Annotated in this window: 11 protein-coding genes, 1 tRNA gene and 1 other RNA gene; 5 read left to right on the forward strand and 8 right to left on the reverse strand. The window is 69.2% G+C overall.

Annotation, left to right across the window (positions count from 1 at the left end; genetic code table 11):
* Positions 1-70: 70 nt before the first annotated feature.
* From HQ312_RS14340 to ffs, 5 genes are all read right to left on the reverse strand, one after another.
* Positions 71-2,233 carry a DNA polymerase III subunits gamma/tau gene (locus HQ312_RS14340; RefSeq protein WP_222638982.1) on the reverse strand — a complete coding sequence of 721 codons (2,163 nt, stop codon included), beginning with the start codon at positions 2,231-2,233 and terminating at the stop codon, positions 71-73.
* Between the two features lie 46 nt (positions 2,234-2,279).
* Positions 2,280-2,864 carry an HhH-GPD-type base excision DNA repair protein gene (locus tag HQ312_RS14345; RefSeq protein ID WP_027506627.1) on the reverse strand — a complete coding sequence of 195 codons (585 nt, stop codon included), beginning with the start codon at positions 2,862-2,864 and terminating at the stop codon, positions 2,280-2,282.
* A 12-nt stretch (positions 2,865-2,876) separates the two neighbouring features.
* Positions 2,877-3,782: a type IV toxin-antitoxin system AbiEi family antitoxin domain-containing protein gene (locus tag HQ312_RS14350; protein ID WP_222638983.1), complete on the reverse strand. Its 906-nt coding sequence runs from the start codon at positions 3,780-3,782 to the stop codon at positions 2,877-2,879.
* A gap of 133 nt (positions 3,783-3,915) precedes the next feature.
* On the reverse strand, positions 3,916-5,202 hold the full coding sequence (locus HQ312_RS14355; protein WP_222638984.1) for an aminotransferase class I/II-fold pyridoxal phosphate-dependent enzyme: 1,287 nt from the start codon (positions 5,200-5,202) through the stop codon (positions 3,916-3,918).
* 41 nt (positions 5,203-5,243) lie between these two features.
* Positions 5,244-5,338: signal recognition particle sRNA small type (gene ffs / locus HQ312_RS14360), an RNA gene on the reverse strand.
* A gap of 82 nt (positions 5,339-5,420) precedes the next feature.
* On the opposite strand from ffs, the gene HQ312_RS14365 reads away from it, so the two are divergent.
* Positions 5,421-5,505: transfer RNA gene (locus HQ312_RS14365), tRNA-Ser, on the forward strand.
* A gap of 43 nt (positions 5,506-5,548) precedes the next feature.
* Here HQ312_RS14365 and HQ312_RS21965 read toward each other — a convergent pair.
* Positions 5,549-5,683: a hypothetical protein gene (locus HQ312_RS21965; RefSeq protein WP_261770337.1), complete on the reverse strand. Its 135-nt coding sequence runs from the start codon at positions 5,681-5,683 to the stop codon at positions 5,549-5,551.
* Between the two features lie 50 nt (positions 5,684-5,733).
* Complete coding sequence (locus tag HQ312_RS14370) at positions 5,734-6,642, reverse strand: DUF2797 domain-containing protein (RefSeq protein WP_261776328.1); 909 nt, start codon at positions 6,640-6,642, stop codon at positions 5,734-5,736.
* 33 nt (positions 6,643-6,675) lie between these two features.
* Between HQ312_RS14370 and HQ312_RS14375 the strand changes: the two genes are divergently transcribed.
* Positions 6,676-7,215: a hypothetical protein gene (locus tag HQ312_RS14375; RefSeq protein WP_027506624.1), complete on the forward strand. Its 540-nt coding sequence runs from the start codon at positions 6,676-6,678 to the stop codon at positions 7,213-7,215.
* Positions 7,216-7,355: 140 nt separating this feature from the next.
* A complete protein-coding gene (locus HQ312_RS14380) occupies positions 7,356-8,258 on the forward strand; it encodes an alpha/beta fold hydrolase (RefSeq protein WP_261782295.1) in 903 nt (300 codons plus the stop codon).
* A 60-nt stretch (positions 8,259-8,318) separates the two neighbouring features.
* Here HQ312_RS14380 and HQ312_RS14385 read toward each other — a convergent pair whose 3' ends face one another.
* Positions 8,319-9,704, reverse strand: a complete 1,386-nt coding sequence (locus HQ312_RS14385) for an MFS transporter (RefSeq protein WP_222638985.1) — start codon at positions 9,702-9,704, stop codon at positions 8,319-8,321.
* 128 nt (positions 9,705-9,832) lie between these two features.
* Between HQ312_RS14385 and HQ312_RS14390 the strand changes: the two genes are divergently transcribed.
* Both HQ312_RS14390 and gluQRS read left to right on the forward strand, forming a co-directional pair.
* Complete coding sequence (locus tag HQ312_RS14390) at positions 9,833-10,786, forward strand: LysR family transcriptional regulator (RefSeq protein WP_261781760.1); 954 nt, start codon at positions 9,833-9,835, stop codon at positions 10,784-10,786.
* On the forward strand, positions 10,783-11,673 hold the full coding sequence (gene gluQRS, locus HQ312_RS14395) for a tRNA glutamyl-Q(34) synthetase GluQRS (RefSeq protein ID WP_222633297.1): 891 nt from the start codon (positions 10,783-10,785) through the stop codon (positions 11,671-11,673). Before HQ312_RS14390 ends, gluQRS begins: the two co-directional genes overlap by 4 nt.
* Positions 11,674-11,905 lie beyond the last annotated feature (232 nt).

Genomic DNA, 11,905 nt, shown 5'->3' on the forward strand with positions numbered 1-11,905 from the left:
GCTGCCGAAAGGACCGAAACGAGCGCGCACTGTGACACTCCTGCCGGTGTTTCACACCGTCAGCAGCAGGTCAGACGTCTTTCAGCGGGGTGGCACCCAGCTCGGACTGCAGCAGCTCGAGCGCGACCTCGTCCGGATCGCGACGCGTCGACGGATCGACCGGCTCCTTCGCCTGCTTCATGAGCTCTTCCTGCTCCTCCGGGCTCTCCGGGGGAGGTGGACCGTCGTACGGCGAGGGACCCGGGTCGTCCGGATAGTCGGGCTCCTCGGGCGGCGGGGGGATGTCGTCGTCGGACGGGCGCGAGGGCGTCGACCGCGCCGGGGCGCTGCCGGACTGCGCCGGCCGTGCCGGCTCCGGGGTGGGCGCCGACCTGCTCGGGCGCGAGAACCGAGGGCCGGTGGACGCCGGGCGCTCGGCCGGGGCGGATGCCGGCGCCGGTGCCGCCGACCGAGCGGTGCCGTCGCCCGCCTCGCAGACCACGGTCCACTCGACGCCGAAGACGTCACGCAGCGCGTCCTTGATGACCTCGGCGTTGCGGGGCTCGACCAGCCTCTTGGCCAGGGGTACCGAGTCGTGAGCCAACACGATCGCCCCGTCCCCCACGGACTTCACGGTGGCGCCCGAGAGCATCACCTCGACGGTGCGGCTGCGCTCGCGCACCTTCGTCCGCACCTCGGACCAGACGGCGCGCACGTCCGCGGCATCCGGACCCTCCGCCGCGGCGGGACTCGGCGCGGCGGGCTCGGGTGCTGTCTCTGCTGCCGTCTCTGTCTGCTCGAGTGCCGACTCGGTGGGCTCGGGTTCAGGGGTGGCCGGCTGTGCTGCGGGCGGCTGCGCTGCGACCGGTTCGGGGCGCGCAGGTTCGGGGCGCGCAGGTTCGGGGCGCGCAGGTTCGGGTGTGACCGGTTCCGGTGCAGCGACTCTGGCTGCGGGGGCGTCGACGACGGGCGCGGGAGCGGCGGCCGGCTCGGCCGCCCGCTCGGACGGACGGCGGTACGTCTGCTGCTGCGCCGCCGCCTCGAGGCGGTCGTGCTGATGTTCGGCCTCGACCGCAGCGGCCTCGCCTGCGGGCAGGGTCACGTCGAGGCGCCGTTCGAGGCGCTCCAACCGTTGCAGCACAGCACTTTCCGCATCGGACGCCGCCGGCAGCAGCATCCGCGCACACATGACCTCCAGCAACAGCCGGGGAGCCGTGGCGCCGCGCATCTCACCGAGTCCGGCGTGCACCGTCTCCGCGAATCGGGCCAGCGTGGCCGGGCCGATGCGCTCCGCCTCGTCGCGCATCCGATCGAGCATGTCGGCGGGGGCGTCGACGAGTCCGCGCTCCCCCGCATCGGGGACCGCGCGCATGAGGATGAGGTCGCGGAGTCGATCGAGCAGGTCCACCGCGAACCGGCGGGGATCGTGGCCCGCGTCCATGACCTTCTCGACGGTGCCGAACAGAGCGGCACCGTCCCCGGCGGCCAGTGCGTCGACGGCCTCGTCGATCAGCGCGACGTCGGTGACGCCGAGCAGAGTGAGTGCGCGGGTGTACTGCACACCCTCGTCGCCTGCACCGGCGAGCAGCTGGTCCAGCACGCTGAGGGTGTCGCGCGGGGAGCCACCACCGGCACGAATGACCAACGGGTACACCGCATCCTGCACGGTGACCTTCTCCTCCGCACAGATGCGCTCCATCAGACCGCGCATGGCGAGCGGAGGCAGCAACCGGAAGGGGTAGTGATGGGTGCGGCTGCGGATGGTCGGCAGCACCTTCTCCGGCTCCGTGGTCGCGAACACGAAGATCAGGTGCTCGGGCGGCTCCTCCACGATCTTGAGCAGCGCATTGAAGCCCGCCGTCGTGACCATGTGGGCCTCGTCCACGATGAAGACGCGGTAGCGCGATTCCGCAGGCGCGTAGAACGCGCGGTCACGCAGCTCACGGGTGTCGTCCACGCCGCCGTGGCTGGCCGCGTCGAGCTCGATGACGTCGAGGTTGCCCGGGCCGCCGGGAGCGAGCGCGACACACGAGCCGCACACTCCGCACGGCGTCGACGTCGGACCCTGGACGCAGTTGAGCGACCGCGCCAGGATCCGTGCGGACGACGTCTTGCCACACCCGCGAGGGCCGGAGAAGAGGTAGGCGTGATTGATGCGCTTCGAGTCCAGTGCGACGGACAGAGGCTCGGTGACATGCTCCTGCCCGACCACTTCCGCGAACGTCGCTGGACGGTACTTCCGGTACAGGGCCACGCGAGAGAGAGTACCGACGTCGACCGACAGAACGGTCGGCGGGAACCTAGGATCCTGCGCTCTCCTTGGCGGCCCGCTTGGCCGCCTTCTTGAACTCGCGCACCTCGCCCAGACTGGTCGCGTCGACCACGTCGGCGATGGATCGTCGGGAGCCGTCGTCGCCGTACGATCCGGCGGCGTCGCGCCACCCGGCCGGCTCCACACCCATCTGCTTGCCCAGCAGAGCCAGGAAGATGCGCGCCTTCTGATCGCCGTACCCGGGCAGCGCCTTCAGTCGCTTCAGCACTTCTCTGCCGTCCGGGTCGCCGTCCGTCCAGATGGCGTCGGCGCGGCCGTCCCACTCGTCGACGATGTACGAGCACATCGACTGGATCCGCTTGCCCATCGACCCGGGGAACCGGTGCACCGCGGGTGGGGTGGAGCAGATCGCGAGGAAGTCGTCCTCCGGCATCTCGGCGATCGCGCGGACGTCGAGCGACCCGATGCGATCCACCAGCTTCTTCGGACCGGCGAACGCCGACTCCATCGGTACCTGCTGATCGAGCAACATCCCGATCAGCAGCGCGAGCGGGTCGGAGGCGAGCAGGGCGTCGGCGTCGGGATCCCCCACCAAGTGCAGCGTCGTGGCCATGGCGTCATTCTTTCACGCGGACAGCGCAGCACGAATGCGCTGCGCCAGCCGACCGTCGACGAGGTCCGCCCACGTCCACCGCACGACGATCCACCCGGCGGCACGCAGAGCGTCCTCCCGCAACTTCTCGCGGATCACGACTGCGTTCGCGGACTCGCCGTTGCGTGTGTACTTCGCCAGTCCGTCGAATTCGCCGAGCACGCGCTGGTCCTCCCACAGGAAGTCCGGCCGATACGTGCGCCCGTCGATCACGATCTCGATCTGCAGCTCGGGCGCGGGGAGCCCGTGCCGATCGAGGTACACCCGACTGCGCGATTCGCCGACGCTCTCGCTACGACCGTCCAAGAATGCGGCGGCACGTCGAGCGCCCGCGACGCCGCGCCGACGGCCACACCCGCGGATGGCCTCGGTGATGTCGTCGATCGATGTCGGAGTGCATGCCAGCGCCGAATCGCCAACGCACACAGCGGCTTCGAAGCTCGAGGCGCACGCAAGATCCGCCACGGTCCGCGCCGCGGAGGTCACTCTCGCACCGTCACGCATCACCACGTCCATATCGGCGAGTGGATGCGTGTGGAGGTGCCGTACCGCGTCGACACGTCCGCCGGTCGGCCTGTCGACCGTCAGGTGCACCAGCGGTGGCGGCCCCTGCCACAACGACATGCCCCACGCCAGCGCGGCCGACTCGTGGCTGAGCGTGAGACCCGGTCCGCCTGCGGCCAGGGCTGCCCGGGCTGCGAGAAGGTGTCGAGCCTCCGGCGTGGAGTCGGTGAAACGCCGCTTGTCGACGAAACACCCCCGCCGCACGGCCACGATGGACCCGGACCTGCGTGCACTGCGGATCTCGGTGTCGGACACACCTCGGCCGAGAAGATCCGCGCGCCGGATCAGTTCTGCGGCTTCGCCCTCGTCGCTCATGTGACGATCGTGGCCGAGATCCAGGAATGCTGCTCATGGCCATCCACAGGCGTCGAACCGTCACCGGTTTCCGCAACTCACAGGGGTTGCAGCCGGTGAACCCTGCCGGAATCGGTGTGAGAACCCGACCAAACTACGACCCGAGCAGCTTCTCCGTCGCGGCCAGCAGCACGCAGGTGGCCACGCCGTCCATCGCCGCGGACAACTCGTCGGTGGACGGGAAGCTGGGGGCGAGGCGAATGTTCCGGTCGTCGGGATCGCGCTTGTACGGGAAGGCGGAGCCGGCGCCGGTGAGGGCGATGCCGGCGTCCTTCGCCAGGGAGATGGTGCGCGCTGCGGTGCCGTCGAGCACGTCGAGGCTGATGAAGTACCCGCCCGCGGGCTCGGTCCACGACGCCACCTTCGACGCGCCCAGGCGATCGTCGAGGATCTCCTGTACCCGTGCGAACTTCGGCGCGAGGATCTCGCGGTGCTTCGCCATGTGTGCGCGCACACCGTCGGCATCACCGAAGAAACGCAGGTGGCGGAGCTGATTGAGCTTGTCGGGGCCGATGCTCTTCTTGCCGTAGTGGCCCAGGTACCAGTCGAGGTTCGCCGACGACGAACCGAGGAAGCTGACGCCGGCACCGGCGTAGGTGATCTTCGACGTGGACGCGAAGACGTACGGACGGTTCGCGTGACCGGCCTCCGCTGCCAGGCTCAGCACGTCGTACGCGGGCGGGAACTCGTCTGCCAGCGGATGCACCGCGTAGGCGTTGTCCCAGAACAGGCGATAGTCGGCGGCCGCGGTGGGCATCGTCGCGAGAGCGCGGGTGACCTCCTCCGAGTACACCGCGCCCGTGGGGTTGGCGTAGTTCGGCACGCACCACATGCCCTTGATCTGCGGATCGCCCGAGACCAGCCGCTCGACCTCGGCGACGTCGGGGCCGTCCTCGTTCATCGTCACCGGGATCATCTCGATGCCGTAGCTCTCGGTGATGGCGAAGTGCCGGTCGTAACCGGGGCTCGGGCACAGGAAGCGGACGACGGGTTCGGCCGACCACGGACGCACCGAGTCGACGGTGCCGTGCAGCAGCCCCCACACCACGAGGTCGTGCATGATCTCGAGGCTCGCGTTGTTTCCCGCGATCAGGTTCGCGGCCGGGATGTTCAGTAGCTCACCGAAGATGGCGCGCAGCTCGGGCAGACCCTGCAGTCCGCCGTAGTTGCGGCAGTCGGTGCCCTTGCCGTCCCGGTAGTCCTCACCGGGCAGGGTGAGCAGGCCGGCCGCGAGATCGAGCTGCTCGGGTGACGGCTTGCCGCGGGTGAGGTCCAGCGAGAGTCCGCGTGCGACCAGTGCCTCGTACTCGGCGGTGCGCTTCTCGTGCTCCGCGGCCAGCTCGTCGGGGTTCATCAGTCCGAGTTGAGCTTGGCCGGTCATGGCGAGGAGGGCCTTTCGAGGCGACTGCGCGTGGCGGGAAGTTAAGGGGACCCCGCGCACCCGGCAGAGCCCGTTGACCCTTGCTGCCTTCCGGCCCTGGGGGAGTTCACAGGATGCGCGCCGCGCGGGATCCGTGGACGAGTCTAGCCACATCCCCCGCGCACCACCGAACCGACCCGATTCGTCTCAACGGGGGTGTCGCCGGTAAGGTAGCCGACGGAGGATTCGCCTAGTGGCCTATGGCGCTCGCCTGGAACGCGGGTTGGGTTAACGCCCTCAGGGGTTCAAATCCCCTATCCTCCGCAGAGAAAGACCCCCGTGCACTGCACGGGGGTCTTCTTCGTTCTCACTCTCTGTCCAGCACCCAGGTCACGGGAGCCGGGTCGAGCCCTTCCACGACGCCGGCCGCCCACGCCTCGGCCGTCGACACGTCCTCGTGCTCGGCGGTGGCCAGGATGGAGTCGTCGCTGGTGTCTCTCACTCGGTAGGTCGGCATGGCTCACGAATGCCACGCGGCGGCCGGGGACAAACTCAGAACAGTGCTTCCTGCATGGCGGGCAGCGCGGTGTCGAACTCGCCCCTCTCGATACGCCGCCCGCGCAGTCTCGACAGGTCGGCCACGTAGAGCGAGTCCGGGTCTTCGGACACCGTGGCGCCGACGGCGGAACCGATGCACCACTGCACGGTCAGGCCGTGCGCACCGACGGCAGTGTCCAGCGGATAGGCCGTGCGCCGACCCGTGAAGGCCGCCTCTCGGCCCGCGGGCGGCTCCCACTGCTCGTCGACGACACGGAAGTCGTCGTCGGAGAAGTCGGGACCGAGGTCGGCGAGCACCTCGCGCGCCAGTGTCGCCGCGTCGGCGTTCGATCGGTCGAGGCGGGCGAGGTCGATCGGGCGGGTCAACCCCGCCGCCTTGGCTGCGGCGCGCACGGCCTGGCGCAGACCGGCAGTGTCGGTCATCGCGTCCTCGAGGTGCCGCACCACGCGTCCGTCGACCGCCCGTGCGACGTAGCGTCCGACCACAGCGCCCTGCTCGGTGAGCCGTCCCCATTTCCGAGGATCCGCCGCCGTTCCCACCTTGTCCGTCCCGTCGGCGAAGGTCGCGACGTAGAGCCAGTGCGGTTGCATCACGACGCTCTCGAGCCCCTTCGACAGGAAGTCCTGCCGGTGGACTATGTGGACGAACCGGTACGGATCCGCCGCGACACAGGCGTCGCAGTGCACCCCGGAGGTGGCGCGCGCACCGTTCGGGCAGGCCACGGGACGGCCGTCCTCGGCGCGGCGACCGATGCACCAGAGCACACCCGGCGCGTCGAGCGCGCGGTATCGCAGTGCGGACGACAGCACCGGCCGGGACGTCACCTCGCCGGTGTCCGTGTCGGTGACTCCGAGCAGCGGCTCCCCGCGTGGCCACCCGACACCGCGCACGACCAGGGCCATCGCGACTCCTCTCCACCTGGCAGCATTCCCGGGATGAGCACACCCGGACCCGTCGGATCCCTCTACCGCCGAGTGACGACGCGCAAGGCCGGCGTGCTGCCTCCGCACCGCGCCACCCGACGTCTCTCGGCCTACGTCTACGGAAACGTCCTGGTGATGACCGTGGTGGTCGCCGCCAGTCCGTCGTCCATCGCGAACGGTACGGCGGCGTTGTTGGTGATCGGCACCACGCTCACCACCTTCCTCGCCCACATCTTCGCGGACGCCGTCGCGGCCGGCACCGTCGACGACGACACCGTCGACTGGCGCGAGGAGTTGCGGGACTCGCTGCCGATCGCCTCCTCGGGCGTCGCGCCGTCGTTGCTGCTGGCGCTGGCGTGGCTCGAGATCCTGCCCGGCGCACTCGCGCAGGGGCTCGCGGGTGGTCTGGTGACGTTGCGTATCGCGTCGATCCCGGTGGTCGCCGAGCGTCTACGCGGCCGCGGACTGTCGTTTCGCCTGGTCCTGGCCGGTATCGCCACCGCAGTGCTGGCCGCGATCGTCGTGGCGGTGAAGGTGTATCTGACGCACTGATCGCGTCGTTCGCCACCGAAACCTCTTGTGACCGACACCGCCGCCGGGCAGTGAATGTCTGGGATCACATGCTCGCGGAACGGCTCCCCGCCGCCCACCAGCGTGCACACTGGAGCGGTAGTACAACGGAGGGATCTCCCATGGCGGCACTCGATACCGCACAGCCGGACATGCAGACACTCAGCCTGCACGGCAACGAACTGAAGTACCTGGACATCGGACACGGCCCCGCGGTCATCCTGATCCACGGACTGCTGGGCTCCCATCACAACTGGGAACCGCAGATCGACACCCTGTCGCAGCGGTACCGCGTCATCGTGCCGGACCTGTTCGGCCACGGTGAATCGGACAAGCCCGCCGGGGACTACTCCATCAGTTCCCACGCCGCGACGGTGCGCGACCTGCTGCACAGCCTGGACATCACGTCGGCGACGTTCGTGGGCCACTCGCTCGGCGGTGGCATCGCAATGCAGACGCTGTACCTGTTCCCCGAGTTGGTCGAGCGCATGGTGCTCATCGCCAGCGGCGGCCTCGGCCCCAAGGTGAGCCCCCTCCTGCGTGCGGCCACCCTGCCGGGCAGCGAATTCGTTCTCCCGCTGATGGCGAACCGCACCGTGCGGGGCCTCACCGATCTCGCGATCGATCGGCTCGACAAGCTGGGACTCCCCCTGATGAGCGCCAGTTCCTCCGAGGCGTGGCGCAGCTTCGGGTCGGTCCAGGACGCCGGCACCCGCCGCGCGTTCCTCGCGACCGCCCGCTCCGTCATCAGCTTCCGCGGTCAGACCATCAGTGCGACACCGCACTTCGCCAACTTCCCCAACATCCAGGCGATGCTGGTCTGGGGTGCGCGCGACAGCATCATCCCCAACTCGCACACCGAGAACGCTCGGGCCGAGTTGCCGCACGGCCGCGTCGAGATCTTCGAGAGGGCAGGGCATTTCCCGCATCTCGACAATCCCGACCGCTTCGACCGCATCTTCACCGAGTTCATGCGTGACTGCGAGGCCGGTGCCTCGCGTCCGCACCTCGTCGCCGAGGCCTGACACACACACGAACGCGCCCTCTCCCGTCATGCGGGAGAGGGCGCGATTCTGTGTGCGTGCCTACTTCGTCGGGATACCGGCCTTCGCGAGCTCGGCCTCGGTGGCCAGGTTCTTCGCGTCGGCGATGTCGATGCTCTCGAGCGCGATGCCCTTGGTCTCACGAGCCACCACGACGGCGATCAGCGTGATGAGCGCGGAGCCGGCGAGGTACCAGGCGATCGGCACGGACGAGCCGTAGACGTCCAGCAGCTTCACCGCGATGATCGGCGCGAGCGACCCGGCGACGATCGACGTCACCTGATAGCCCAGGGACACACCGGAATACCGCATACGCGTGGGGAACATCTCGGACATGATCGCCGGCTGGGTGGCGTACATGAAGGCGTGGAACACCAGTCCGATGATGATCGCCAGCATGATGACGACGTTGTGGCCGCTGTTCATCATGGGGAAGGCGAAGAAGCCCCACGTGCCGGCGGTGACCGCACCGACGAGGTACACCGGACGGCGTCCGACGGTGTCCGCCAGGCGACCGACCAACGGGATCACCGCGAAGTGCACGGCGTGCGCGATGAGCATCCACCACAGGATGGTGCTGGTGTCGGTTCCCACCTCGACCTTGAGGTAGGTGATGGAGAAGGTGACCACCAGGTAGTACATGACGTTCTCGCCGAAGCGCAGGCCCATCGCGGTGAACACGCCACGCGGGTAACGCTTCACGACCTCGAAGACGCCGTACGACGCGGCCTTGATGACCTCGGCCTGCTTCTGCGCCTCGACGAAGATGGGTGCGTCGGTGACCTTGGTGCGGACGTAGTAGCCGACGAAGACGATGACGGCGGACAGCCAGAACGCGACACGCCAGCCCCAGCTGAGGAACGCGTCCTCCGAGAGCACGGTGGTGAGCACCAACAGGACGACCGTCGCGAGCAGGTTGCCGCCGGGGACACCGGCCTGCGGCCAACTGGCCCAGAAGCCGCGGCTCTTGTTGGGGCTGTGCTCGGCGACGAGAAGCACTGCGCCGCCCCACTCACCGCCCACCGCGAAGCCCTGGATGAAGCGCAGCGTCACCAGAAGTGCCGGCGCCCAGTACCCGATCTGGTTGAACGTCGGCAGGCAGCCCATGAGGAAGGTGGCGGCGCCGACCAGCACCAGCGAGAACTGCAGGAGCTTCTTACGTCCGTACTTGTCACCGAAGTGACCGAAGACGATGCCACCGAGCGGTCGTGCGACGAAGCCGACCGCGTACGTGACGAAGGCCGCCAGGATGGCGTCGAGTTCGCTGGTTCCCTCCGCGAACATGATCTTGCTGAACACGAGCGTCGCCGCCGTGCCGTAGAGGAAGAACTCGTACCACTCGACCACGGTGCCCGCCATGGATGCGGCGACCACCTTCCGCAGACCCGACGGTTCCTCGTCGCGATCCACCCTGTCGACAACCGACATGACATTCTCCTTGCTGAGTCTCCGGTGCCGGGACAGTGATCCACGGCACACGCCGAGTCGAGTATCGACGCAGATCACCGCGCCGCACAATGGCCGCGCGCGCACGACCGAACTGCAAAGATGCACACATGACCTCGTCCGGACGCTCCTCGGCGCACACGCCGCCCAGCGCGGACGATCTTCTCGTCCTCCTCGCCGTCGGGCGCAGCGGCCGCTTCACCGCCGCCGCGGACAGCCTCGGTGTCAATCACACGACGGTGTCTCGCCGCATCGCCTCACTGGAGAAATCACTCGGTGGCCGGGTACTGGTCCGCACCTCGGGCGGCTGGGAACTCACCGACCTGGGCCGACACGCACTCGCCGCGGCCGAGACGGTCGACAGCGTGGTGCGCGGCCTGGTGGACCCGGGCGGTGCGTCGCTGCGTGGTGTCGTCCGCATCTCCGCGACTGACGGATTCAGCGCCTACATCGCGGCGCCCGCCGCCGTCAGTGTGCAGGAACGGCACCCCGAGGTGTCCGTGGAACTGGTCGCCGCGACGCGACGCGCCTCGCAACAACGATCGGGAATGGACATCGAGATCGTCGTCGGCACGCCTCAGGTGCACCGCGCAGAGGCCGTGCACCTCGGCGAGTACTGCCTCGGTCTGTACGCCACTCCGGAGTACCTCGAGGACCACGACACCATCACCACCCGACTCGACCTCGCCGGCCATCCCCTCGTCTACTTCGTCGAGTCGATGCTCCACGTCGACGACCTCGATCTCGCGCGCTCCGTCGCCGTCGGCGACGCTCCCCCGTCGTCGGACGTCCCGGTGATGCGGAGTTCGGTGAGCTCGACCAACGTCTTCGTGCACGTCGAGGCCACGCGGGCGGGCGCCGGTATAGGCCTGCTGCCGTGCTTCATGGCCGACCGGCACCGCGATCTCGTGCGCATCCTGCGCTCGGAGGTGTCGGTCACCCTGGCCTACTGGCTGGTCGTGCGCGGCGAGACGCTGCGCCGCCCCGAGGTCGGGGTGGTGGTCGACGCGCTGCGGACGGAGGTCGCGTCCCGACGGGACGAGCTCATGGGTCGCGGCGAGTGAACGGCCGCTTCGCACCGAGCCCCTCCGGCGACCTCCACATCGGGAACCTCCGCACGGCTGTGCTCGCGTGGCTCCTCGCCCGCGGAACCGGACGCGGATTCGTCCTGCGCGTCGAGGACCTCGATCGCGTGCGACCGGGCGCCGAGCACCGTCAGCTCGACGATCTCGCCGCCGTCGGCATCACCGTCGACGGGCCGGTGGTGCGGCAATCGGATCGCCGAGAGTCCTATGCCGCGGCCATCGCCTCCCTCGCCGCCGACGGCCGTGTCTACGAGTGTTTCTGCACCCGCCGCGAGATCCAGCAGGCCGCGTCCGCACCGCACGCTCCCGAGGGTGCGTACCCCGGAACCTGCCGGAACCTCACCGAGGCGCAACGCGCGTCCCGCCGCGCCGAGGGCCGACGCGCCGCGCTGCGGTTGCGTTCGGACACGCGGTCGTTCACCGTGACCGACGCCCTCGTCGGCGAGTTCACGGGCGTGGTCGACGACCTCGTCCTCCAGCGCACGGACGGCGTTCCCGCCTACAACCTCGCCGTCGTCGTCGACGACGGGTTCCAGAGCGTCGACCAGGTGGTTCGCGCGGACGACCTGCTCGCGTCGGCGCCGCGTCAGGCCTACCTCGCCGGTCTGCTCGGCGTGCAGATCCCGGAGTACGTGCACGTCCCGCTCGCTCTCGGACCGACGGGCAAGCGCCTCGCCAAGCGGGACGGCGCCGTCACCCTGCGCGACCGACTCGCCGCCGGGCAGACCGTGTCCGACGTCCGCGCCGAGATCGCGTCGTCGATCGGGGTTCCGTCCGAGCGCACGCACGAATCGCTGTCCGACCTGGCCTCGCACTGGTCCCTGGACCTGCTCCCGAGGGAGCCGTGGTTCGTGCTCGGTCACTGATCGAGACCCCGTTGCAACGGAACATCGCACACCGGTCGGGGCGCATCGGACGTAAGGTGGCCGCGAGAAGACTCCGACACGTCAACCCGTACGAGAAGGACATCATGACCACAGGCGGTTTCGACCCGAGCAAGGATCCGCAGAACCCCGGCAGCTACCCGCCGCCGCAGCAGGGTTCCTACCCGCCCCCGTCGCAGGGGTCCTACCCGCCGCCCTCGCAGGGCAGTTACCC

Source organism: Rhodococcus sp. BP-316, from assembly GCF_019836105.1.
GTDB lineage: Bacteria > Actinomycetota > Actinomycetes > Mycobacteriales > Mycobacteriaceae > Rhodococcoides.